We start from the raw sequence: 23,107 nt of genomic DNA on the forward strand, positions 1-23,107 counted from the left end.
ATGAGTGCTGGAGTCCGTATGGATGCATTATATGCCATTACATATAGCGAAAAAAATTTCCAAAAAAAAGCAGTACTATGATGAATCCCTTGAAGGTGATTTGCTCAAAGCGCATGTATTATATAGGTTTATGACCGAATAGTATTCCTGAAGCGATAGGCAGATTGCCCAACTGGAAATTTATGTAGGTAGCCAACGCTATATAGAGGCCTTTACATTACAATTGCAAGAGCGTATTTGGAAGATTCATTTACCTTGATTCAGCAAATGATGAATAGAGGTGACAGGAATGACCGAATTATATTTTGTGAGACATGCACATGCCGATTATTCAGAGGATGAGTATCACCGTCCGCTATCCTTAAAAGGGATTAGGGATGTGGATCGAGTAACAGCCTTATTGAACGATCAGCGAATCGATGCGATATATTCGAGCCCTTATAAAAGAGCCATTCAAACAGTACAGGGTATTGCTAAGCATCATGATGTGCCAATTAAAATAGTGGATGCACTAAAAGAACGACGGCTTGCCAATGGAACGATGGAAGATTTTCAGGAAGCGATACAACGAGTTTGGCAAGAACCAAGTTTTGCGTGGGCAGGTGGGGAATCTAATGAGCAGGCAATGAGGCGTGCTATACAGAGCTTACAATCCATCATTCTTTCTCACCCCCATGACAGCTTAGTTATTGGTACGCATGGCAATATTATGGTGCTGATGATGCAATCCTTTGATGCCCAATATGGTTATGATTTTTGGCAAAGGCTGTCTATGCCTGATGTGTATCGATTATCTTTCCGTGGGCTAACTTTAGTAGAGGTAGAACGTGTATGGCAAAAGGGCTGACAGACAACCAGTGAAGGTTTTTTGAGAGGGCCAACGTAAAGGACTATTACTGAGGCAGTTGGGCAAAACAACAATGTGTCTGTGGGGCAACGTGTTATGCCGATTCGTTAAATCTAGGAGAACCCCAAAGAAGACAAGATTTATGTATCTCCCTTGGGGAACAGCTACTATTTGATTTGTGTCCATTCAGAACGTAATAGACCAAATACTAATATGTCATGGAAGGTGCCGAAGCGGAATATTTCTTTTCGTAAATGCCCTTCCTTAGTAAAGCCGCATTTTTCATAGGAGCGAATAGCTGCCGTATTAAAGCTAAAGACTTGCAGCTTGATTTTTTGGATAGCCATGTATTGGAAAATGAATTCAATAAGTGTTTTCATAGCATCCGTGCCATAGCCCTTTCCTTGCCATTGCTGGCCAATTGAAATACCTACAGAGCAAGTGCTGTTTTGCCAGTTAACGGCGAAAACACCGCAGGAACCAATTAATTGCTGAGTCTCTTTTTCATAGATACCAAAGAAGAATTCATCTTTTTTTCCACTGATAGAACGGAAGAATGTGGAATGGTCCTCCATAGTTTGGGGAAAGGGAATTTCATCATTGGCTAGGAGTAAAGATTTTGTTTCACTTTCAATGGCTACAAATGATTCTAAATCAGCGGGGGCCATTTGCTGTAAAGTAATTAATTGACCCGTTAAAAATGTTTTTACATAATGTTCCATGTATTATTCTCCCTTTAATAAGGGCTGCAAGTATTGTTACAACCCCTAGATTGATAGCAAAACGTTAGCGTCTACTACATTTTTCGCACTCACAGGCACTACTCCTTTAATTAGAATGCTTAAATTGTACCATGTCTACCAATTTCGGGGAATATTTTTTAAGAGAGGAAGGAATGGCAGTGCATACAGCCTATTTTAAAAATTTACTACAATTTTTACCGCAGGAGGAGCAACAACAATTACAGAAGGCACAAGGTGCCTCAGATGCACAAATTGAAAGTTTACTAGAAATATTTCCTCATAGTCCGCAATCCTTAATTGAACTACTTCAGGATGTCAACGGCACTTATCATTGCAAGCATGGAAAAGAAACTATCAGTGTGCTTGTACTAGGCTCTGATTTGGGAGAATACCCGTATTATTTAAAGTCAGTTGAACAAATCCTAGCAGATTTTCAACATCAGCGTGACACAATTTTTGAGCGTTATCAGGACTTTTTAGAGTATGTGGACATAGATAATAAGATTAATATGCATGTACCGTTGAATGAGCGATTATGTTTTGCAGATTGCATGAATAATGGAGGAACATCTAGTTTGTATCTTGATTTTTCGCCAACTGAAAGGGGCCAAATAGGGCAAGTGGTTCGATATGTCCATGATCCCGATGGCTTTGAAGTCATTGCCTCTTCGTTTGATGAATATTTACAGCAGCTTGTTGAGGGGGATTATGAATTTACAGCTCTCTACGAGGAGGAGTTTTGATGGCTCTGACTTTAATGCTTTATGAGGACAAGTCTCAATCGTTAGTAGAGCAATATACCATTACAGAAGAGCAGCTTCGTTATACAAAGTCACCAAAGGATAGCATTGAACTTGCTAAGGCGGATGACAGTAGACATGCTGTTTTAGCTTTAGATGGAGATAAGCTAGTAAGCTTTTTTGTGTTACATGAAAAAGAAGGAGTGAGGCCTTATTCCTCGAATGAACAGGCATTATTAATTCGCTCATTTTCTACCGATTATCATGAACAGGGCAAGGGCTATGCTAAGGAAGCTCTACAATTGTTACCAACCTTTGTTCGTCAGCATTTTCCATCCATTAACGAGCTAGTACTAGGCGTTAATATTCCAAATGTAGCGGCACAAGCACTCTATGCAAAATGTGGGTTTGTAGATGAGGGTAAACAGGCGATTGGCTTTGGCGAAGAGCTTAAGGTCATGAGTTATTATATGGAGGGTGTGGAGATTTGAGCGATATAAAAGTGGCAAGGTTGGAGCATTTGGAGGCACTATGTGCAATCGATCATGAGGTGATTGGGAATTCATCCAGAAGTGATGAAATTCAGCAAGCGATCGAGGAGAAACGTTGTCTGCTTCACCATTTTGCTGATGATATTACAGGATTCTTAATTTTTACTCAGGACTTTTTTGGCTATGATTTCATTTCCTTGGTCATGGTTAAGCCATCAGAGCGAAGAAAAGGTATAGCCTCTGCATTAATTAATGCTTATGTAAAAACGTCCACAACGTTGAAGGTTTTTTCCTCTACGAATCAGTCTAATACAACGATGCAAAATGTATTTCAGACGTTAGGGTTTGTCAAAAGCGGCGTTATTGAAAACCTTGATGACGGTGACCCGGAAATTATTTATGTAAAAATAGCCTCACCACAGTAGTAGGGTGAGGCTTCAGACTATAGACAAAAGCCGTCGAGAAGTTCATTCTCGATGGCTTTTGTTATTTTTCTATCTCTTTCATTTTCAATATTTGGTAAATCATTGCTGTATCCAACATACTCTTCGAGCATAGATGCTCTCTTAAGCTGTCTGCCACGTCCAAGTAGCTAGTTTCTTTAAATTCATGGCAGCAAAATGAAGCATCGCCTGCATGGACCATTTTTTTAGACCTCTTAAGGTTGTCCATCGCATACCATGCTTTTCTTTTGCATCCGCAAAGACACGCTCAATCGTTTCTTTGCGCTTGGCATAAATTATCACCTCAAAAATTTACTTTTCAACACCCTATATAGATAAAAGTAAGTACTTTATGTAGAAGTTGATTGGAACGAAGGGCGGCGACTCCTGCGGGAAAAGCGGGAAAGTCGAGATCCTGGACTGAGCGAAGCGAGGGAAGCAGCTCGACCCCGCCCGCGGAAAGCGTCCGCCCGTAGTGGAAATCAACGGCTTTACTTTATTTCATTGTAAAAGAAAAAAGACTGTAAGCAAACTCTCAAATTTTTTGAGTTTGTCTACAGTCTGTAGCCTCACCACAGTAGTAGGGTGAGGCTTGCATTTATTTTTTTGCTTTTACGAATAAAAAGGATGGTCGGCGAAGCTCCTTTTCAATAGAAGGTAGCTGTTGAATAGCTTCATCGCTTGGATGAGGTTCAACAATTTTGTCAATTGATAAGCCATGATCAATTAATGTATTGATGATGGTAGCAATCGTGCGATGATATTTGACCACTCCCTCCACCAGCCATGTTTGCTGTCTTATGCCTTCCTCTTGGTAGTGATCCATTGCATAATGTAGCTGTTTACCTTGTTCATCATACATCCAATTATCCTCCGTCGTTCGACGAGCGGTAGCAATCGGGTGCTCCACTGAGAAAATAAAAACGCCGTCTGGACGTAGCATTCGGGCTATTTGACCAATGACTGCCTCAAAATTTTCAACATAATGAAGCGAAAGTGAGCTTGTGATACAATCAAAACGATTGGCGGATGATTCATAATCCTCAATAGCTTGTAGTTTATAATCAATTTGTGGATGTGCATTTTCTGACTGAGCGATGGATAGCATATTGCTTGATACGTCCAAAGCAGTCACATGCTTGGCGTGGTGTTGGATACAGTATTGGGCGAATTCTCCCATGCCACAGCCAATATCGAGTACTTGTAAATTCGTTAAAGGTGGCAGTAAAGACTTCATGGTAGGTTGCTCTAAAAGACGATTATAATTAGTTGGTCTTTGACGTAATGCCTTGTATTGATTGAAAAATTCAGGATTGTCATAAATATTTTGTTTCATTTTAACCTCCAGCTTGTGAAACATAACGTTATGTCATTTGTGCGCACTATTATTTTCCCATGGGAAATGAAAAAGAAATAGACTTATAATACAATTTTTTGTAAGATGTAGATAGAGGCATGCCATTATTAAATCGTGTTTTAGTTCCAATTATTAACAATTATTTTTTCGGAAGAAAGCTAGTGGGTTCTACTCATCACACAGTTTTCTATATAGCCTCACGTCTTTGGTGTATTATTTTCTAACTTTCCTGGAGCATGGTAGAGCGTTACTTGGTGCTACCATGATGATCCCCATGTCTATCGGTGATTCATGTTTAAAAGAATTTCACCCAGCGACCTGTTTTTTTACAATGTTTTCCTTCATAAAGCCTATATAATTATGGCTCCTATCCAGTATTTTCATATCCTTTTTGTTAAACCTCCTAATACTTTACGCATCATACTTCTTTTCATCATCACTCTTTTCCAACTCGTTTTGTTATACCTAATAGGGTTCACCATTGGTTCAGCCTCCGCGCTTTACTAGAAGAAATTGACTGTCGAGGTAACGTACCTGTTTATTTACTGCCCCTATAGCTGAACTAGATAAGCCCATCCTATGCCAGCAGTGTGGATAGCCGCTTTTTTGTTGCTTACTTTCAATAATTCGTGAATGAGGTCAATCCATTGTGCCTGTTGCTATTTTTCATGGAAGGATGAATGTCTTTTATGGTTAGAATATGACCGTTTCTTCAGATAAACAAGACCTTGTCAAATATCTTATGATTTGTTTCGTCATAAAAATGTAACAATTCTTAAAAATAAAAAAATTTAAAAGGAAATTATGGCACTTCCTGTCATCCGAAGCGTTCTTATTATTTGGAAGCAAATTCCGTATTAAAAGACGTTGGAGGGATTCCGTTGAATCAAGAAACCTTATTAGCCATTAGTAGTAATGCCTTATTTTTTGCTTTCATCCTATTACTGATTGCCATTGTGCCATTAGGACTTGCTGTCAAATCGAAGGGGAAGATGTTTGGTCAGTTTGGTATACTCCTTACCTCTGTTGCCTTTGTCCTACAGCTCGTTTATTTTGTGGTGAGATGGGTAGCTGTAGAACATGCACCCGTCAGCAATATGTACGAATTTATGACGTTCTTTGGCATCATGCTCACAGGGAGTTATCTCATCATCCATTTTTTATACAAGCAACTTGTTGTGGGCTTATTTACAATTCCTGTGTCCTTAATCATTCTTGGCTATGGAAGCGTTTTCGCAAAAGAAGTGTCACCACTCGTTCCGTCTTTACAAAGTCACTGGTTAACTATACATGTGATGACCGTCGCTTTTTCCAGTGCTATTTTATCGGTGTCCTTTGCCACTGGATTAATATTTTTATTAAAAACATTGGATGTTTCCAAAAAATCCATCAGTACATATTCGTTAGAATTCGTCTTGTATTGCTTGGTTGTCGTAATTGGATTTATCGGCATTTCGACTTTTTTCAGCCTTGCAGCGGATGACGTACAGGTACAATTCGAAAATGCTCAAGGTCAGTCAGAAAAAGTAATCTATTCCATGAAACCCTTGATTGTGAATAAAGGAGCGGTCACAGAAACTGGTGATGCGGTTGGATTCATCCAAATGACAAATAAAATAGATGCTAAAAAGTTCAATTCAATTGTCTGGGCATTTATGATTGGTACGGTCCTCTATGCTGCCATTCGTCTGGTCACAAGAAAATCGGTGAGTGCCATATTAAAGCCATGGACAAGTCGCGTACAGCCACAATTAATGGATGAAATCTCCTATCGAGCAGTTGTCATAGGCTTCCCGTTATTCGCATTAGGTGGACTGTTGTTTGCCATGATTTGGGCACAAATAGCTTGGAGTCGTTACTGGGGATGGGACCCTAAAGAAGTTTGGGCATTGATTACTTTTTTATTTTACGCAGCCTTTCTTCATTTCCGTTTATCCAAAGGCTGGGAAGGAGAGAAAACAGCATGGCTTGCCATTATTGGCTTCGGTATCATCGTGTTTAACCAAGTGTTTGTTAATCTAGTGATTGCAGGCTTGCATTCTTATGCGTAGGAACTCCTTTTCTTATTTGCAACAGGATCCCGCTCCTAAGTGAATGAGGGAGCCACTCATTCAGATAGATGGCGTGCTTCGAAGTATTCAAGCTAAGCCATACTTATGAAAGGAAAATTGCGATGAAGATGTCCTTTTTTCTAAAATTGAATATGGTTAGTCTGCTGTATGGTTTGATTTTCTTTCTATCTATGGCCTTACAACTCAATTATTATCGACTACTACGACTTACGGGCTGGGCAGGGGATAAGTTGGATCTTTTCCTTCTTATTGTTCAATTAGTGGGGCTTATTGTAGCGACGATATTTATGTATAGGCTCTCAGTTACATGGCTTGGGCATCGTCGATGGGTTTATGCAACAATGATTTTATGGTTCCCGTATACTGTGATGTTCACAATGATTTTTGCCTATCTGTTTCCTATTTCCCATCGAGGAGATATGCCAGTCCCAGTGCAAGGACTTATCCTGTTGGTCATGCTTGGGGGGTACCCGTTGTATATTGCCATCATAAGTCTTACTGCGAGAACATGAAAAAAGAGACATCCAATTTAAGGATGTCTCTTTTCATTTGCTCGTCTATGTGAGGTGAATATTATAGTTTCACTACATTCGTTGCTTGAGGTCCACGGTTGCCTTCTTCTACGCCGAATTCAACTTTTTGGCCCTCTTCTAAAGTTTTGAAGCCATCTGTTTGGATAGCTGAGAAATGTACGAATACATCATTGCCACCTTCCACTGCGATGAAGCCAAAACCTTTTTCTGCGTTAAACCATTTTACTGTCCCTTGTGTCATGTAAACACCCTCCCAAAAAAATTCAACAATCAATTTCTTCAATACATATAAAAAGCGTATTCCCTTTGAATACTCGTTTTTAATCGTAGCAATGAAGTAATGTAATTATTAGTTTTATTATAGTACAGAATTGTTTGTATATCCAGTAAATTCCGTTTTTAGTAAGAAAAAATTTACAATTGTAATCTATTAGTAATGAAACGATCTTCTAGCATTAGTCAATCCATGCCTTTTCCTTTGCAACAATCACTGCCTCCGCACGAGATTCAACGTTTAATTTAACGAATAGCTTGGATAAATAATTCTCAACGGTTCTTTGGGTAACACCGATGGCAGATGCAATGGCTTTATTTGTACAGCCTTGAGCCACGAGCTGTAAAATCTCCTGTTCTTTATCACTGAGCAATACTTCCTGGCGACTATTCGGCAAGTTAGAGCGTTGCTGGACAAAGTCTAAGAAGTCTGCTGCCAGTAAAATTTCACCACGAAGGGCAGCTTGAATGGTTTGAATGACTTGCTCTTTGGTTGCCAGCTTTGATAATAAACCGTCGATCTTTTTCTCAATTAATAGCTCATAATAATCAGAAAGCTCGTAGCCTGTATATAAAATAATGAGGGCATCTGGTTGTTTTTTCTTAATCATTTCGGCAAGTTGGATACCGTTGATGGGTTTCATGTTAATATCAATGAGAAATAACTGAAAGGCTTCTGTATCCATTCTTCGTATAACTGCTGTACTATCCTGTTCGGTTTCAATCTGGACATTGACTAAATCCTGTAACAATGTTTTTGTACCATCTAAAACGACAGGATGGTCATCTATAATAAGTATGTTCATCATATGAATCCCCGTCCTCTTGTATTTGAATAAAAATATGCATTCCTTCATTATGGCTAGATTGGATGGTAATGTCCCCATTAAAGGCACGGACACGCTCACGAATTCCATTGATGCCCATAGAAGCGGAAGACTGAATTAAATCCTCTATATTACAGCCTACACCGTTATCATCATATTGAAGAATAAAGCCTTGAGGTATCGCTTGAAGGATTAAAGACACTTCTGTGGCATTGGCATGTTTAATCGCATTATTTAATAGCTCCTGTACTAGGCGATAGACGACTAGATGGAGTGTGACATCCTTAAATTCTACTCGTTCAATTTGAGAGCTTACTAAAAAATTGGCTCGTATTTTTACCTTTTGAATTAATTTTTTTAAGGCCATTTGTAAGCCAAAGGTATCCAATAGGGGCGGGCTTAAATTCTCACAATATTCCCGTAAATCCTTTGTGGCATTCAGGAGCTGTTCACGAATATCCAAAATGGTTTCCCTTTGAATTATAGGGGTGCCAGCGAGGACATCAAGTTCTCTTGCTAAATGTAGCTGCTCCTGCAAAACCGTATCATGTAGTTCCTGTGCTAAAATACTCTTTTCCTTCTCAATGATATTCCATAATAGTTTATCAAGCCAAGGAAGGGGTGTATCACTCGTATTTTTCATTTGTTGAACTTCAAGTACTAAATCTTCAATTTGCTGTAAATTATTAATAGACATTGAAACATATAGTGCAAGTAGCTCGAGCCACAGCAGTTCTTCCTTTTGTAGCGCATGCTTAATTTCTAACACTATTTTTTCGTCACCTGCATCATGTAGCAGCAATTGAGTATAGTGGGTTTCGGGCAGGGGAGCAGGTGTATCTTCTGTGACTATGCTTATGTTGAAGGCTGTCGTGCCTAGCTTTTCGGTGATTTCATACTTAAAGCGCTCCAGTAAATCTTGTTGATTTTTAGCCTTCCCCATACGTTGAACGGCGGCATATAAATTATGTACATAATTTCCAGTAGAAGAAAAAATAATTTTTCGATACTTAAAATCAATACGTTCCTTTATATAAAAACTAGCCATCATCACCATGAAAACTAGTAAAAAAATACTTGTAACATGCACTATGGATAATTGTCCCATAAACAAAAGAGCAATACCTGTCGTCAGTAGAAGAGCACTGAAAAACGCCAGAGTCGAATAATAACGTAATCGAGATAATTGGTATTCAATATCAAATAATCGTTCGTTCACTTGGATGAACAGAAATGAAAAAGGTATAAATAATAAAAATAACGAGGCTATGTCAGCGTGTAATAACGGCTTATGCCCTAAAATTTCAGGTGTCACGAAAAACATCAGAAATGGTAAAAACGGAATGATAAAGGCAATGGCAATCAACCGAATTTTAGCCAATTTTGTGCGCAAATAACTCGTTAATAAAATATAAATAGCATATAGCACAAGGATGGCGAATATACCTAAGTTCAGGAGAGGGGTAATCTCTCGGAATGACGGTTTTAAGCCTTCCAATAAGTAACAACCAGGGATGATGAATGGTGAAAAATACAGCCACTTGCTGTCCATATAAGTCCATTGAATTTGAAGATAATGGAAAAAGTGCTGTAAAAAATGAATGAAAAGCACCATGCATAAAATAATACCTATACCAATAACTACTTGGCCAATGAGATTGCCCCTTGCTGATGCCCCTGTACTAATATAAGCCAAGGAGCAGGTTAATAAAAATAACGTCAATAAAAATGTTGGAGGGTTATCCTTGTTGCGTCGCCATAAATAAATAGCTACACCGAAAGCGAGAAGAAAATAGAAAATCGGGAATAGAATTTGCAAATATAATTCTTCTGGCATATCTATATGCCTCACATCAATTGTTTGAATCGTCCCATCAGACTTTTGGATAGTTAGTTGTTTGGCACTTCTAATTAGTGAGAATAATTGCACAGAGCGATTTTCCCAGGAAGGTTGCCCATCAATGGCTAGAACAATATCACCCTGTTCAATATTTTGTTGAGAAGCCCAGGAAGAATAGTAGCTATCCATAATAGCTGCTTGTCCGCTTGTCGTATCAAGGGTGAGACTAATAAAAGGTGTTTTTATGGCAATTGCTAATACGTAGGTGCCGAGCATTAAATAGGTAAGAAAAATACCATATGTCCATTTTTTCATTATGAAACCTCTGTTTGTTAGATGATAATAAACTCCTATATATTATCGCTAATTATTGATAAATTTGGAATACCGAAATATAGGCTTTCGGAAAACCACTATTGCGTTTTCGGAATGACGAAATAGTTTTTTCGGACATGGCTATGATAGTGTAAATTTAATAATTATGACGAAAAGGGGGACTTTTACGTGAAAAAAGGCGTTTTAACACTGATTCTTTTTTTCTTGATTGCGTTGATTACGAGCCCATTGACCACGAAGGCTAAGATGGTTAATGAAGATAAAGTGGAAGTTGAAATTTGTCTAATCGGTAGTGATAACCATTTTGTTTATAAAATTCCAAAGAGATTACATAAAGATATCCCATATACGGAGATGAGAAATGGCATTCAAGCATCCCTAGCCAGCCATTGGGAAATTGAAGAGGCTCGTTACGATACCAATAAATCAGATGTATCCTATACCTTTTACATTCAGGATCTATTTCAAGAAAAACAAGATGGACAGCTAAAAGTAGCCATTCCTTATAGTATTTTGGTAGGAATGTTTGGCGAGCAAGATCCAATTCAATTGAAAATTTTAGCGAGTAAATTATCGAATTGGACGGTGAATACGAAGGATTGGGCAGCACTCGGTTTTATGGAGCCTTTTCCTTTTTTAAGTGAACGTCAATATGTGTATGAAGGAGCCGTTAATGATTTATTAAACCAAAGAGTCGGTCATTTTGATGGTACGATACAGAAACGTCCATTTATCCTTTATGCGGTCATTTATTTTAGTTTTATGGTGGTTCAATTGCTTGCTTGTTTTATTTTATCGAGACGGTTAAAAAGGAAAGTCATCGACAATCCAGCCAATTTACATCAGTTCCGTAAGCTAAATTACATGTATCAATCATTGCCAATCATGATTATTGTTGCGCAAATTGTATTCCTTGTTTTTTCGGGGCTGATTACAGCATTCGGTCTATATTTTAGTCCAGGCATCGATTTATTAGTGATTGTAGGCCCTGTTTTATTAAATATTATTTTGCTTCCTACCTTTTTTGTCACGACAGAGAATGAGATTTCGAGAGATCTGAAGAACTCTTCCTCTCATTCAGGCTTACAATGAAATAATTTCTTCATACGAAAATCCGGGATGAAATGGTATAATGGTCAACAGCAAACTGGAAGGAGCTGTTGAAGAAAAATGACGCATCCAGAAATGGCGTACTTAAATTTACTACAACATATATTAGAAAATGGCACGAAAAAAGAGGATCGAACTGGGACGGGGACATATAGCGTCTTTGGTTATCAAATGCGTTTTGATTTAAGCAAAGGGTTTCCACTTTTAACGACAAAGCGCGTACCTTTTAAGCTTGTCGCGAGCGAATTGTTATGGTTCATTAAAGGGGATACGAATATCCGTTATCTATTGCAACATAATAATCATATTTGGGATGAATGGGCATTTAAAAGATGGGTGGAATCAGATGATTATACTGGCCCGGATATGACCGATTTTGGTCGACGTTGTTTAGTCGATGACGCATTTAATACCATGTACCAACAAGAGTTAGCCTCTTTTTGTGAGCGTGTTTTAGCCGATGATGATTTTGCTCAAAAATATGGAGAGCTTGGTAATGTCTATGGCAAGCAATGGCGTCATTGGTCAACTTCTACTGGGGAAAGCATCGACCAGTTACAGGATGTCATTCATCAAATAAAGCATAATCCAGATTCACGTCGGATTATTGTCAATGCGTGGAACCCTGAGGATGTAATCAATGCAGGTGCGAAGGGCAGTAAAGCCGCATTGCCACCATGTCATGTTATGTTCCAATTTTATGTATCTAATGGCAAATTAAGCTGTCAGCTTATGCAAAGAAGCTTAGACACTTTATTAGGCTGTCCTTTTAATATAGCTTCTTACTCATTATTAACTCATTTAATTGCACATGAGTGTGGATTAGAGGTGGGTGAATTTATTCATAGCATTGGGGATGCTCATATTTATGCGAACCATGTAGAACAAGTAAAAGAACAGCTTGCTCGGGAGCCAAAGGACCTACCGACATTACACATCAATCCAAATAAAACTTCGATTTTTGATATTGAGCTTGAGGATTTATCAATCGAGGGCTATGACCCACATCCCGCTATTAAAGCGCCGATTGCGGTCTAACATAAGCAGCAGCCAGTTTGGCTGCTGTTTTTTAGGCTCAATAAGTAGGTCAAAATATATGTTTTACTAAATAGGCTAGCAGTTGGATGACTGATTGCTAGGAACTTGATTATAGTAATTGTGGGATTGTTAGCATGATTTGAAATGGAATGTCGGTCAAATTTATGGTAGAGGTGAAATGGTGAAGAAAACAACAGTACTTCAAGTGGAGGATAATCCCCAACAGTCTAATCATCTAGAACGAAAAATGGTTTCCGAGCAAAAGGCGCAGGACGCTCACACTTCCCATTTATCCCGGCAACAACTTTTCGACATGATGCAAGTGATTGAAGAAATTCGTATGAAAGGCTATAAAGAAAGACTATAAATGTAAGCGCCTTCTAAGCTATAATAGCTGTGGAGGTGTTTTTTATGAACGTAATCTTTCTAGATTCAATCACGGGCGATGAATTATTACACATGGTTTCACATGATGTGGCAGGTATACTTGCGGCTGTACAGGGAGAAAGTGTGACTTTTCCGGTAGGTCATTTTAAATATGAATTTCATAATTTAGATTTTTATGAGGACAATGGGCAAATACGACAGGAGCTAGTGATATATGTAAATAAAATCTAAGTTGTATGTATAATGAAATGAAGAAACGTAAAAATAAAGACAGGTAGTGAAAAACAAAGTGCTTGCTTTTTTACACACCTGTAACTATAATGGTTACAACAGGTGGTGATACATATGGTGAACAGTCGATTTTCGGTGGCGATCCATATTCTTTCGCTAATTGCTACAACATCTGATAAAAGCTTACTTACATCGGACTTTATCGCTGGGAGTGTAAATACAAATCCAGTGGTCGTAAGACGAATGATTGGTGTTCTGAAAAAGGCAGGATTACTTTTATCACATTCCGGGGTTGCAGGGTACGAGCTTTTAGTGGAGCCAAAGAATTTAACACTTTTAGCAATTTATCAAGCAATCGATGGGCCAGAACAGCTTTTTGCAATTCATGATGAGCCAAATCCAGCGTGTGCAGTGGGACGAGAAATCCAACATACTTTGGAAGATGTGTATACATCTATTTGGCAGGCAATGGAAGCACAGCTACACGCACAAACTTTGCAGGATGTGCTAGATCAGCTTCGTACTTAAGCGAAGATGGTCTTTCTGTATCTAACCTGTAACTAAAATAGTTACAACTAATAATTTAAGGAGGAACATACAATGAAAATTGCTGTCATTGGTGCAACAGGTAAAGCAGGACAAAAAATAGTAGAGGAAGCGGTGCAACGTGGTCATGAAGTAACAGCCATCGTTCGTTCTGCAGCAAAAGTAACAACAGCTATCCCCGTAATTGAAAAAGACGTGTTTCATTTAACGCAAGAAGAAATGAAAGGCTTCGATGTAGTGGTGAATGCGTTTGGCGCACCAGCAGGTCAGGAGGATTTACATGTGAAAGCTGGTCGTCATTTAATCGAAATTTTCAAAGGCATTGATACAAGATTATTTGTTGTCGGAGGGGCAGGGAGCCTTTTTGTAGACCCTGAAAAACAAATTCGTGTGATGGAAACACCAGATTTCCCAGCTTTGTACCTAGCAACTGCGCAAAATCAAGGACAAAACCTACAGGATCTACAACAATCTGCTATCCATTGGACATTTTTAAGTCCGTCTGCATTTTTTGATCCAGAAGGTCCACGTACAGGTCACTATACAGCAGGGGTAGATCATTTATTAGTAAATGAAGCTGGTGAAAGTTATGTAAGTTACGCAGATTATGCAGTGGCAGTATTGGATGAGCTTGAAAATCCTCAACATCAAAATAGCCGTTTTACTGTCACATCGAATAAATAATAGAAGAAGGAACAAACCAATAGAATGGACCTAGTCGGTTATTCTATTGGTTTTTTTGCATAATTGCTGAACGAGACAGTAGCTGTTGTAATACGTTCTCAAACAGTTGCCTAATTATTTTGGTAATCGGCTAATAATGCTAGGGCATTATTAAAATGTGCTCGGTTTTTAGCGATTTCTTTGCTTTTTTGAAGGATTTTTTTCGTTTACAGAAAAATGACTGTTTACAATACGACTTTTATTAGCTACTATCAAGTGTGAGTATTACATAAAAGGAGACGACAATGATGTCAACACAACGTATAGAAAAAGATTTTTTAGGTGAGCGCGTATTACCAGCAGAGGCTTATTACGGAATTCAAACATTACGTGCAACGGAAAACTTCCCGATTACAGGCTACACAATTCACTCTTCACTTATTAAAGCGATGGGGATTGTGAAGAAAGCAGCTGCTTTAAGTAATATGGAAGTACACCTATTATCAAAAGAAATTGGTGAGGCAATTGTCGAAGCAGCACAAGAAGTAATTGATGGCAAATGGGATGCAGAATTCCTTGTAGACCCAATCCAAGGTGGAGCAGGAACATCCATCAATATGAATGCCAACGAAGTCATCGCCAACCGTGCCCTAGAAATTTTAGGAAAAGAAAAGGGTGACTATCATACAGTAAGTCCAAACAGTCATGTCAATATGTCACAATCAACAAACGATGCTTTCCCAACAGCTATTCATATCGCTGTGTTAAATTTAATAGATGAATTATTAGAAACGATGGATTATATGCAATCTGTTTTCCATCAAAAAGCAGAGCAATTTGCACATGTCATTAAAATGGGACGTACGCATTTACAGGACGCTGTGCCAATTCGCTTAGGACAAGAGTTCGAAGCTTATTGCCGTGTCATCAACCGTGATATTGTACGTATTCGTCAAACACGTCCAAACTTATATGATGTAAATATGGGCGCTACTGCTGTAGGAACAGGTTTAAATGCCTTCCCAGATTATATTAAATCTGTCGATGAGCACCTTGCAGAAATCTCTGGTTTACCATTAAAAGGTGCGACACATTTAGTTGATGCTACACAAAATACAGATGCTTATACAGAAGTATCGGGTGCGTTGAAAATTTGTATGATTAATATGTCGAAAATTGCTAATGACTTACGCTTAATGGCTTCTGGTCCACGTGCCGGATTAGGGGAAATCCTTTTACCAGCTCGTCAACCAGGTTCTTCTATCATGCCGGGTAAAGTGAACCCTGTTATGCCAGAAGTACTGAACCAAGTGGCTTTCCAAGTAATTGGTAACGACCATACAATTTCATTAGCTTCTGAAGCTGGTCAATTAGAGTTAAATGTTATGGAGCCTGTTTTAGTATTTAACCTTATCCAATCTATCAGCATTATGAATAATGTCTTCCGTGCGTTTACAGAAAACTGCTTAAAAGATATCGAAGCAAATGAAGAACGTATGAAAGAATATGTAGAGAAAAGTGTAGGGGTACTAACTGCTGTGAACCCTCATATTGGCTATGAAGTTGCTGCTCGTCTTGCGCGTGAAGCGATTCTAACAGGTCGTTCAATCCGTGAACTTTGTATTGAAGCGGGTGTCTTAACAAATGAACAGCTAGACCTAATTTTAGACCCATATGAAATGACACACCCAGGTATCGCTGGCTCTAGCATCATGAATTTAAAATAATGGTAAGGACTGTAGATATGCCTTCGTGGCTGTCTACGGTCTTTTTTATGGAGATTTAGACCTTTATTCTTATGAAAAGGGGGCTTTTTCTTATATTTTTAGGATTATTCAACTATAATAATGGTATGGAAGTAATATTTTAGTTGGAGGAATTTGTTATGAGTTTACGAAATAAGAGTTTACTTGGCTTTTCAGCTTTAAATGTGTTAATGATTATTATTTTATTTTTAGATTTGGCCAATGTAACAACATTAGAATGGCTTGCAACTGTTTTAACCATTTTAGGAATTGTCCTTACACTTTCGTACACGGTCTATGTCCATTTTAAAGTGATACAGCCCATCAAACAGCTGACGGAGGCTGCACAAGGGATTACTACTGGCAAATTAGATACAGTTGTCATTGAGGTACATGACAAAGGTGAAATCTCTCAGCTAGCACAATCTTTTTTAGACATGAAAAATCAATTACGAACAATGACGCAAAAAATTGCGAATAGCTCTACAGATTTATCGACGAGTATTGAAGAATTATCAGCAAGTACAAATGAAATTACGCTAGCTGTGGAAGAAGTAGACCAACAGATAGAGAAAACATCGGATGGCTTGAAGCAAGCTGCACAATCCGCTAGTGATAGTGCCCAAGCTATGCAAGAAACTGTTGATGGAATTGAACGAATTACGGTAGCTACACAGGATGTTTTTAGTCATGCCAAAGAGGCGAATGAGGTTGCTGGAAACGGGGTAAGCATTTTACATGTAGCGAAAGAACAGATGCAATATATTTCATCGTCAACAGAGATAACTAGTGGTCTTATGCAGCAGCTATCCACTAAAATGTCAGATATTAAATCGATGACTGATATGATTACAGCGATTACAGATCAAACGAATTTATTAGCTTTAAATGCTGCCATTGAAGCAGCAAGGGCGGGAGAACATGGTAAAGGCTTTGCAGTAGTGGCCGAAGAGGTGCGCCAATTAGCTGAGCAATCGAAGCAATCTGCTACGCAAATCGTTGACTTAGTCGTAGGTATTGAACATGATACAAAACAAGTCGCTTCCTCTGTGGACGAGGATTTGAAAAATGTTCAGCAAGGTGTTTATGTCATTGATGAGGCGACAAAATCATTTGGGACAATTTCTCAGCATGTAAGTCGAATGAATAACCAGCTTGAAGACATTTCTGCAACAGCTGAACAGCTTGCTAGTAGCGCGAATGAGGTGGCATCAACCGTCATAACGATTGCGGATGGAATGGGCAGATTATCGAATTATACAGAGGCTGTTTTGCAATCAATGGATGAGCAAACTACGTCTATGCAAGCTGTCAATCACGTCACACAGGATTTAAGCATACAAGCTGATGATTTACAAAAATTAACAAATAAGTTTGGGGTATAAGATATAAGTGAAAAATTTCAAGGGTTTATAGCCCTGAAATAATAACCCTAATAACATAAAATTACAATTTTTTTAGTATAATTTTATTTTCACTTTACTCAACATGATAAGAGGCTTATTTACAGTTGACCGATTTTCTGTAAAATAAGCCTCTTTTTTTGTGAGTTATTTATAAAACTTGTAAATTCACAGATAAATAAAAATGTTGAATTTTTTAATGTAGTTTTTTATAATGGACTAGCTGTTACCTCTATTACTCACTTCAACTATTGCAACCCGCGTTTGCCGGGTCAACAAGTCATTTCTATTTCTCTTCGCATATCCCTTGCGAAATCATAATTTGTAAGACAACAATTATATGCTTAAAAACTAAATGGTTATTAAAAAGCACATGCAATTGAAAGGAAGTATGCTTCGAAAATTGTTATTGAAAGATAATTCTGAATATAGGAAAGAGAGAGATTAATTTGAAGCTATCACCAGTAGAACAAGAAAAACTACTCCTCCATGTAGCAGGAGAACTTGCGCTGAAAAGAAAAGCTCGCGGCTTAAAGTTGAATTATCCAGAAGCAGTTGCTCTTATTAGTAGTTTTATAATGGAGGGTGCTAGAGATGGAAAAACTGTTGCACAGCTAATGAGTGAGGCAAAGCATGTTCTGACAGCAGAGGACGTAATGGAGGGTGTCGGTGACATGATTTCAGATGTACAGGTGGAATGTACCTTCCCAGATGGTACGAAACTGGTCACAGTTCACCGTCCAATTCAGTAAAGGAGTGTGGGTAAATGATTCCTGGAGAAATCCGACCAAAGAAGGGTGTAATTGAAATCAATGTAGGCAGGGCAACCAAAAAGGTACTAGTAGCCAATACAGGAGATCGCCCGATTCAAGTAGGTTCACATTTTCATTTTATCGAAGTCAATAGATTTCTAGAATTTAATCGAGAAGATGCAATCGGTATGCATTTAAATATTCCATCGGGGACGGCCGTTCGCTTTGAACCTGGGGAAGAAAAAGAAGTAGAGCTTGTCGAATTTGGTGGTAAGCAGCATGTCTTTGGCTTAAATAAGCTAACAGAAGGGTCTACCCATCATAAAGATGAAATTTTAGACAAGGCAATTGAAGGCGGCTTTAAAGGAGCGGAAGAAAAATGAAGGTAACACATGAAGCTTACGCGAAAATGTTCGGTCCTACAGTTGGCGACAAATTGCGTTTAGCCGATACGGATTTGTGGGTCGAAATTGAGAAGGACTATACATCCTATGGAGATGAAGGTGTCTTTGGTGGTGGTAAATCATTGCGTGTTTCGATGGGGCAAAACGGTAAAAATACACGCAATGAAGGTGTGCTAGATACCGTCATCACAAACGTCGTCATCATTGATTATACGGGTATTGTGAAGGCTGATATCGGTATTAAAGATGGTCGAATTATTGGCATCGGCAAAGCTGGCAATCCGAATAGTATGGATGGTGTCGATCAGGACATGATTATCGGCGTAGGGACAGAGGTATATGCAGGTGAAGGGCTTATAGCTACAGCAGGTGCTATTGATACCCATATCCATTTCATCAGTCCCGATCAAGTAGAGACGGCCCTATTAGCAGGAACAACCACTTTTATTGGCGGCGGAACAGGACCAGCAGCAGGTTCAAAGGCGACAAGCTTAACTGCTGGTGAATGGCATCTACATCGCATGTTACAGGCCATGGAAGGCTTTCCAATCAATGTTGGACTACTTGGAAAAGGCAGTGCCTCAGACCCAGCACCAATTATTGAGCAAGTTCGTGCAGGTGCCATTGGTTTGAAAATTCATGAGGACTGGGGGGCAACACCTTCTGCACTAGACCAAAGCTTAACTGTTGCAGATGAATACGATATTCAAGTAGCCCTGCACTCCGATACATTAAATGAAGCAGGATTTGTAGAAGATACAATCAATGCCATCGGTGGACGTGTTATTCATATTTTCCATACAGAAGGTGCTGGTGGTGGACACGCGCCAGACCAGCTAGTAATGGCATCTTTACCAAATATTTTGCCAGCTTCGACGAACCCTACGAAACCATTTACAACGAATACGATTGATGAGCATTTAGATATGCTGATGGTGTGCCATCACTTGAAGCATGATGTGCCAGAAGATGTCGCATTCGCAGATTCACGTATTCGTCCTGAAACGATTGCTGCAGAAGATATTATGCAGGACTTAGGAATCCTGAGCATTATGTCTTCGGATTCACAGGCGATGGGCCGTGTGGGAGAGGTGACGATTAGGACGTTCCAAACAGCAGACAAAATGAAAAAGCAACGTGGACCTTTACCACAGGATGAGGGCAAGGAGCATGATAATTACCGTGTCAAGCGCTATATGGCGAAGCTAAATATTAACCCAGCAATTGCACATGGTATTAGCCATGAAGTAGGTTCATTGGAAGAAGGAAAATTAGCCGATATCGTTTTATGGGACCCAGCATTCTTTGGCGTAAAGGCAGAAGTGGTCATCAAGGCTGGTATTGCCGTCTATGGGATTACGGGAGATCCAAATGCATCCATTCCAACACCACAGCCAATGAAAGGCCGTCAAACTTATGGCTTCTATGGACAGGGTCCTCAAAATTGTGGCATGACATTTTTACCAAAAATAGCTGTCGAAGAAGGTTTGCCAGAAAAATTAGGCTTGAAAAGAATGATTGGGACGGTTTTGAATTGCCGAAATATTCAAAAATCTGACATGAAACTAAATAGTGAGACGCCAAAAATAGATGTGAATCCAGAAACCTATGAAGTAAAAATTGATGGAGAATTAGCAACATGCGAGCCAGTGGATGTACTACCGATGGCTCAACGATATTTCTTATTCTAAGCAATTAAAGTGAGCGTAACAGCCAATAAAAAGACGATGAGGTGCTAAACATATGTTAATTGAAAAAATCATGGGGAACATTGCACATGAAGAAGAACATCATGAAAAGAAAACAGAGTGGATTGAACTAGAGTGGGAGGAATTAAGCAAACGAATCCTACGCACAGAAACAGATCAAGGTACGGACATTGCTTTACGTTTAGAAGGGGATGAACCATTAAAATATGGCGATTTATTATGGGAGGATGAACACCGTCGTATCGCCATCCGTACAAAATTAGAGCCTGTTATTGTTATAACGCCAAACGACATGCATGAAATGGGAAAATCAGCTTTCGAATTAGGGAATCGCCATACCCCTTGCCTAATTGAAAACAATGAAATCATCGTACGAGCGGATCATACGATTAATCCATTATTAGATGAAATAGGGGTGCACTATGAAACAACAGAAAGACGTTTCAAGCAGCCATTCAAATACCGTGGACACTCTCACTAATTTATCTATACTGCAACTATTGCAAATTCATGATTCGGCATTTCCAATAGGTTCTTATACACATTCCTATGGTATGGAAACGTATATTCAAGCAGATCTCATTCGCACAAAGGATCAATTAATCGAATTTTGTCAGGGCTATTTATTTCATAATTTAGTGCATGGAGATGCGATACTAATTCAAGAAGCATTCCACGCAGCAAAAGACAGAGATCTTGCTCGTCTTACAGAGCTGGATGAACTTTGTGGGGCTATGAAGCTGGCCAAAGAATCTAAAGAGGCGAGTGTAAACGTAGGGAAGCAATTTGTGCGAACGGTGACACCACTTATGGAATGCCCTTTTTTATTGCAATGGAAGGAGAAAATTGAGCGTGAAGAAGTGAAGGGACATTACGCTGTGCTTTATGGAATTTATTGCGAGGCACTTGGTGTCAATGTCTTTCACGCAGTGATGACCTTTATGTATGCTTCAATTAGCGGCTTAGTACAAAATGCTGTACGTGCTGTACCATTTGGTCAAAATACAGGTGTCCAAGCATTGAATGAGCTATTGATTTCGGTAGAAGAAGCAGCGCAAACAGTGATGTCGTTAACGATGGATGATTTAACGAATAATGCGTTAGGGATTGAATTGGCATCCATGAAACATGAGTTTTTATATTCCAGATTATTTATTTCATAGAAAGAGAGAGGATAACAATGAAACCAATACGTATTGGCATCGGCGGCCCAGTTGGGTCAGGAAAAACGTCATTAGTAGATCAATTAACACGTGTGATGCATGAGCATTATCAAGTAGCGGTAATTACCAATGATATTTACACAAGGGAGGACGCCCAATATTTAATTACGAATGGTGTTTTAGCCGAAGAGCGTATTATTGGGGTAGAAACAGGAGGTTGTCCTCATACAGCTATTCGTGAGGATGCATCAATGAATTTTGCAGCGATTGATGATTTAACTAAACGCTTCAAAAATTTGGATATAATTTTCATTGAAAGTGGTGGGGATAACTTATCTGCAACATTTAGTCCTGAGCTAGTGCATGGCTATATTTACGTCATTGATGTGGCAGAGGGACAGGATATCCCACGTAAAGGCGGTCCAGCGCTAACGCGTTCAGACTTACTGCTAATCAATAAAACATCATTGGCGCCTCATGTGGGGGTCGATCTAGACATCATGGATCAGGATGTGAAAAAAATGCGTGGTGGCCGTCCATACATTTTTGCAGATGTTCGTTCTCAAACGAATGTAGATAAGGTGGTTGAATGGATTCAGCACCATATGCTACTTGAAGGTGCAGAAGCCGTTGACAACCATGGTTAATCCACAGAAAATAAATCATTTTGGCAAATTAGAAATGGCCTTTGAGCCTAGGAGGGGCTATACACGACTGGTTCATGTGTACCAACAGCCTCCTCTAAAGGCTAGCCGTGAATTATATGAAGGTAGTGATCCAACTGCCACAGTATTCTTGATGGAATCCTCTGGTGGGATGGTAGCGGGAGACCGCAATGAAATCAATGTCAAACTTGCGTCAGGAAGCCGAGTAAGGCTGAAGCAACAATCGGCATTGAAAATCTATCCCTCGCATACAGGCAATCATTGTACCCAGGCTATTACCGTTGAGATGGCTGATGAGGCACGATTAGAATGGCTCCCTGAAGTAACTATTCCATTTGAACGAGCCAAGTTTCAAGCAGATACAACCATTCGCATGAAGGAGAGCTCGACATTAATTTGGGGTGAAATTGTTGCACCAGGTCGAGAAATGCGAGGAGAAGTCTTTGATTATCAAGCCTACCAGTCGAAATATAAGGTCTATGTAGAGGAACAACTTATTGCGTTTGATTCCATCCATTTCAAACCACAGGAAATGAATTTTGCAGCGCTTGGCTTGCTCGAAAAAGCACTTTATATCGGCTCTTTATGGATTGTGTCACCACTAGTGAAAAATCTTAACATGCGAGATTTACAGGATTTAATTCAACAGGAGCAATCTCTTCAGGCAAGCGTAACAAAGCTAACAGATCAGGCGATTCATTGTAGATGGCTCGCCAAAGAGCAACGAACACTTCACAAGGAAATAAACCGTATGTTTGAACAGATGACAGCATTATTGTAATTTCTGTT

The 23,107-nt window shown here is 39.2% G+C and carries 26 protein-coding genes and 1 pseudogene; 21 read left to right on the forward strand and 6 right to left on the reverse strand.

From position 1 onward, the window contains the following. Window positions 1-289 precede the first annotated feature (289 nt). On the forward strand, window positions 290-847 hold the full coding sequence (locus ACE1MS_RS10270; protein ID WP_036168117.1) for a histidine phosphatase family protein: 558 nt from the start codon (window positions 290-292) through the stop codon (window positions 845-847). Between the two features lie 167 nt (window positions 848-1,014). Here ACE1MS_RS10270 and ACE1MS_RS10275 read toward each other — a convergent pair whose 3' ends face one another. Beyond that, entirely contained in the window at window positions 1,015-1,569 is a 555-nt protein-coding gene (locus ACE1MS_RS10275; protein ID WP_036168120.1) for a GNAT family N-acetyltransferase, read from the reverse strand. A 173-nt stretch (window positions 1,570-1,742) separates the two neighbouring features. On the opposite strand from ACE1MS_RS10275, the gene ACE1MS_RS10280 reads away from it, so the two are divergent. From ACE1MS_RS10280 to ACE1MS_RS10290, 3 genes are read left to right on the forward strand one after another with little or no spacing between them, the layout of a single operon-like run. Continuing rightward, window positions 1,743-2,333: an SMI1/KNR4 family protein gene (locus tag ACE1MS_RS10280; protein WP_241740542.1), complete on the forward strand. Its 591-nt coding sequence runs from the start codon at window positions 1,743-1,745 to the stop codon at window positions 2,331-2,333. Next, complete coding sequence (locus ACE1MS_RS10285; protein WP_281486495.1) at window positions 2,333-2,821, forward strand: GNAT family N-acetyltransferase; 489 nt, start codon at window positions 2,333-2,335, stop codon at window positions 2,819-2,821. Before ACE1MS_RS10280 ends, ACE1MS_RS10285 begins: the two co-directional genes overlap by 1 nt. Beyond that, window positions 2,818-3,246, forward strand: coding sequence for a GNAT family N-acetyltransferase (locus ACE1MS_RS10290; protein WP_036168127.1), 429 nt, complete (start codon window positions 2,818-2,820; stop codon window positions 3,244-3,246). The genes ACE1MS_RS10285 and ACE1MS_RS10290 overlap by 4 nt, the downstream gene beginning before the upstream one ends. 141 nt (window positions 3,247-3,387) lie before the next feature. Here ACE1MS_RS10290 and ACE1MS_RS10295 read toward each other — a convergent pair. Further along, window positions 3,388-3,561: pseudogene (locus ACE1MS_RS10295) on the reverse strand (transposase); the annotation flags it as partial. 301 nt (window positions 3,562-3,862) lie between these two features. Continuing rightward, window positions 3,863-4,600, reverse strand: a complete 738-nt coding sequence (locus ACE1MS_RS10300) for a class I SAM-dependent methyltransferase (protein WP_198695972.1) — start codon at window positions 4,598-4,600, stop codon at window positions 3,863-3,865. A gap of 902 nt (window positions 4,601-5,502) precedes the next feature. Between ACE1MS_RS10300 and ccsB the strand changes: the two genes are divergently transcribed. Both ccsB and ACE1MS_RS10310 read left to right on the forward strand, forming a co-directional pair. Beyond that, window positions 5,503-6,672 (forward strand): c-type cytochrome biogenesis protein CcsB, encoded by a 1,170-nt coding sequence (gene ccsB, locus ACE1MS_RS10305; protein ID WP_031419871.1) that lies wholly within the window; start codon window positions 5,503-5,505, stop codon window positions 6,670-6,672. A 122-nt stretch (window positions 6,673-6,794) separates the two neighbouring features. Then, complete coding sequence (locus ACE1MS_RS10310; protein ID WP_031419870.1) at window positions 6,795-7,205, forward strand: hypothetical protein; 411 nt, start codon at window positions 6,795-6,797, stop codon at window positions 7,203-7,205. Between the two features lie 61 nt (window positions 7,206-7,266). Here ACE1MS_RS10310 and ACE1MS_RS10315 read toward each other — a convergent pair whose 3' ends face one another. From ACE1MS_RS10315 to ACE1MS_RS10325, 3 genes are all read right to left on the reverse strand, one after another. After that, window positions 7,267-7,467 (reverse strand): cold-shock protein, encoded by a 201-nt coding sequence (locus tag ACE1MS_RS10315; RefSeq protein WP_012294314.1) that lies wholly within the window; start codon window positions 7,465-7,467, stop codon window positions 7,267-7,269. Between the two features lie 214 nt (window positions 7,468-7,681). Continuing rightward, window positions 7,682-8,308, reverse strand: coding sequence for a response regulator transcription factor (locus ACE1MS_RS10320; protein WP_012294315.1), 627 nt, complete (start codon window positions 8,306-8,308; stop codon window positions 7,682-7,684). Further along, window positions 8,283-10,481, reverse strand: coding sequence for a sensor histidine kinase (locus ACE1MS_RS10325; RefSeq protein WP_447402936.1), 2,199 nt, complete (start codon window positions 10,479-10,481; stop codon window positions 8,283-8,285). The genes ACE1MS_RS10320 and ACE1MS_RS10325 overlap by 26 nt, the downstream gene beginning before the upstream one ends. Window positions 10,482-10,670: 189 nt before the next feature. Between ACE1MS_RS10325 and ACE1MS_RS10330 the strand changes: the two genes are divergently transcribed. The 15 genes from ACE1MS_RS10330 to ACE1MS_RS10400 all read left to right on the forward strand — a co-directional run bounded on the left by ACE1MS_RS10330 (window position 10,671) and on the right by ACE1MS_RS10400 (window position 23,099). Continuing rightward, complete coding sequence (locus tag ACE1MS_RS10330) at window positions 10,671-11,594, forward strand: hypothetical protein (RefSeq protein ID WP_447402937.1); 924 nt, start codon at window positions 10,671-10,673, stop codon at window positions 11,592-11,594. A gap of 78 nt (window positions 11,595-11,672) precedes the next feature. Continuing rightward, window positions 11,673-12,650, forward strand: coding sequence for a thymidylate synthase (locus ACE1MS_RS10335; protein WP_447402938.1), 978 nt, complete (start codon window positions 11,673-11,675; stop codon window positions 12,648-12,650). Between the two features lie 178 nt (window positions 12,651-12,828). Continuing rightward, window positions 12,829-13,017 carry a hypothetical protein gene (locus tag ACE1MS_RS10340; protein WP_012294319.1) on the forward strand — a complete coding sequence of 63 codons (189 nt, stop codon included), beginning with the start codon at window positions 12,829-12,831 and terminating at the stop codon, window positions 13,015-13,017. A 44-nt stretch (window positions 13,018-13,061) separates the two neighbouring features. Continuing rightward, the gene (locus ACE1MS_RS10345; protein ID WP_198695974.1) at window positions 13,062-13,268 is read left to right on the forward strand and encodes a thymidylate synthase; all 207 of its coding nucleotides are present in this window, start codon (window positions 13,062-13,064) and stop codon (window positions 13,266-13,268) included. Window positions 13,269-13,382: 114 nt separating this feature from the next. Then, complete coding sequence (locus ACE1MS_RS10350; protein ID WP_031419864.1) at window positions 13,383-13,796, forward strand: Rrf2 family transcriptional regulator; 414 nt, start codon at window positions 13,383-13,385, stop codon at window positions 13,794-13,796. Window positions 13,797-13,868: 72 nt separating this feature from the next. After that, a complete protein-coding gene (locus tag ACE1MS_RS10355) occupies window positions 13,869-14,498 on the forward strand; it encodes an NAD(P)-dependent oxidoreductase (RefSeq protein WP_012294322.1) in 630 nt (209 codons plus the stop codon). Between the two features lie 284 nt (window positions 14,499-14,782). Then, window positions 14,783-16,204, forward strand: a complete 1,422-nt coding sequence (gene aspA, locus ACE1MS_RS10360; protein ID WP_012294323.1) for an aspartate ammonia-lyase — start codon at window positions 14,783-14,785, stop codon at window positions 16,202-16,204. Window positions 16,205-16,362: 158 nt separating this feature from the next. Next, on the forward strand, window positions 16,363-17,607 hold the full coding sequence (locus ACE1MS_RS10365; RefSeq protein WP_447402939.1) for a methyl-accepting chemotaxis protein: 1,245 nt from the start codon (window positions 16,363-16,365) through the stop codon (window positions 17,605-17,607). A 467-nt stretch (window positions 17,608-18,074) separates the two neighbouring features. Further along, a complete protein-coding gene (gene ureA, locus ACE1MS_RS10370; RefSeq protein WP_012294325.1) occupies window positions 18,075-18,377 on the forward strand; it encodes an urease subunit gamma in 303 nt (100 codons plus the stop codon). 14 nt (window positions 18,378-18,391) lie between these two features. Then, window positions 18,392-18,760 carry an urease subunit beta gene (locus tag ACE1MS_RS10375; RefSeq protein WP_012294326.1) on the forward strand — a complete coding sequence of 123 codons (369 nt, stop codon included), beginning with the start codon at window positions 18,392-18,394 and terminating at the stop codon, window positions 18,758-18,760. Continuing rightward, complete coding sequence (gene ureC / locus ACE1MS_RS10380) at window positions 18,757-20,472, forward strand: urease subunit alpha (RefSeq protein WP_197223983.1); 1,716 nt, start codon at window positions 18,757-18,759, stop codon at window positions 20,470-20,472. Before ACE1MS_RS10375 ends, ureC begins: the two co-directional genes overlap by 4 nt. A 52-nt stretch (window positions 20,473-20,524) precedes the next feature. After that, a complete protein-coding gene (locus ACE1MS_RS10385; RefSeq protein ID WP_012294328.1) occupies window positions 20,525-20,971 on the forward strand; it encodes an urease accessory protein UreE in 447 nt (148 codons plus the stop codon). Then, entirely contained in the window at window positions 20,913-21,653 is a 741-nt protein-coding gene (locus tag ACE1MS_RS10390) for an urease accessory protein UreF (RefSeq protein ID WP_227256840.1), read from the forward strand. Before ACE1MS_RS10385 ends, ACE1MS_RS10390 begins: the two co-directional genes overlap by 59 nt. 17 nt (window positions 21,654-21,670) lie before the next feature. Continuing rightward, window positions 21,671-22,300, forward strand: a complete 630-nt coding sequence (gene ureG / locus ACE1MS_RS10395) for an urease accessory protein UreG (protein ID WP_036168136.1) — start codon at window positions 21,671-21,673, stop codon at window positions 22,298-22,300. Beyond that, window positions 22,293-23,099, forward strand: coding sequence for an urease accessory protein UreD (locus tag ACE1MS_RS10400; protein WP_099805261.1), 807 nt, complete (start codon window positions 22,293-22,295; stop codon window positions 23,097-23,099). The genes ureG and ACE1MS_RS10400 overlap by 8 nt, the downstream gene beginning before the upstream one ends. Window positions 23,100-23,107: the final 8 nt, after the last annotated feature.

Source organism: Lysinibacillus sp. fkY74-1, from assembly GCF_053165895.1.

Bases quoted from the DNA above. Each gene is read 5' to 3' on its own strand.
- ACE1MS_RS10390 (WP_227256840.1), top strand. From the start codon at position 20,913: ATGAAACAACAGAAAGACGTTTCAAGCAGCCATTCAAATACCGTGGAC.
- ACE1MS_RS10350 (WP_031419864.1), top strand. From the start codon at position 13,383: ATGGTGAACAGTCGATTTTCGGTGGCGATCCATATTCTTTCGCTAATT.
- ACE1MS_RS10335 (WP_447402938.1), top strand. From the start codon at position 11,673: ATGACGCATCCAGAAATGGCGTACTTAAATTTACTACAACATATATTA.
- ACE1MS_RS10375 (WP_012294326.1), top strand. From the start codon at position 18,392: ATGATTCCTGGAGAAATCCGACCAAAGAAGGGTGTAATTGAAATCAAT.
- ACE1MS_RS10325 (WP_447402936.1), bottom strand. From the start codon at position 10,481: ATGAAAAAATGGACATATGGTATTTTTCTTACCTATTTAATGCTCGGC.
- ACE1MS_RS10355 (WP_012294322.1), top strand. From the start codon at position 13,869: ATGAAAATTGCTGTCATTGGTGCAACAGGTAAAGCAGGACAAAAAATA.
- ureC (WP_197223983.1), top strand. From the start codon at position 18,757: ATGAAGGTAACACATGAAGCTTACGCGAAAATGTTCGGTCCTACAGTT.
- ACE1MS_RS10345 (WP_198695974.1), top strand. From the start codon at position 13,062: ATGAACGTAATCTTTCTAGATTCAATCACGGGCGATGAATTATTACAC.
- ureG (WP_036168136.1), top strand. From the start codon at position 21,671: ATGAAACCAATACGTATTGGCATCGGCGGCCCAGTTGGGTCAGGAAAA.
- ACE1MS_RS10320 (WP_012294315.1), bottom strand. From the start codon at position 8,308: ATGATGAACATACTTATTATAGATGACCATCCTGTCGTTTTAGATGGT.
- ACE1MS_RS10315 (WP_012294314.1), bottom strand. From the start codon at position 7,467: ATGACACAAGGGACAGTAAAATGGTTTAACGCAGAAAAAGGTTTTGGC.
- aspA (WP_012294323.1), top strand. From the start codon at position 14,783: ATGATGTCAACACAACGTATAGAAAAAGATTTTTTAGGTGAGCGCGTA.
- ACE1MS_RS10310 (WP_031419870.1), top strand. From the start codon at position 6,795: ATGAAGATGTCCTTTTTTCTAAAATTGAATATGGTTAGTCTGCTGTAT.
- ACE1MS_RS10285 (WP_281486495.1), top strand. From the start codon at position 2,333: ATGGCTCTGACTTTAATGCTTTATGAGGACAAGTCTCAATCGTTAGTA.
- ACE1MS_RS10340 (WP_012294319.1), top strand. From the start codon at position 12,829: ATGGTGAAGAAAACAACAGTACTTCAAGTGGAGGATAATCCCCAACAG.
- ACE1MS_RS10280 (WP_241740542.1), top strand. From the start codon at position 1,743: ATGGCAGTGCATACAGCCTATTTTAAAAATTTACTACAATTTTTACCG.
- ACE1MS_RS10400 (WP_099805261.1), top strand. From the start codon at position 22,293: ATGGTTAATCCACAGAAAATAAATCATTTTGGCAAATTAGAAATGGCC.
- ACE1MS_RS10365 (WP_447402939.1), top strand. From the start codon at position 16,363: ATGAGTTTACGAAATAAGAGTTTACTTGGCTTTTCAGCTTTAAATGTG.
- ACE1MS_RS10300 (WP_198695972.1), bottom strand. From the start codon at position 4,600: ATGAAACAAAATATTTATGACAATCCTGAATTTTTCAATCAATACAAG.
- ACE1MS_RS10270 (WP_036168117.1), top strand. From the start codon at position 290: ATGACCGAATTATATTTTGTGAGACATGCACATGCCGATTATTCAGAG.
- ACE1MS_RS10275 (WP_036168120.1), bottom strand. From the start codon at position 1,569: ATGGAACATTATGTAAAAACATTTTTAACGGGTCAATTAATTACTTTA.
- ACE1MS_RS10385 (WP_012294328.1), top strand. From the start codon at position 20,525: ATGTTAATTGAAAAAATCATGGGGAACATTGCACATGAAGAAGAACAT.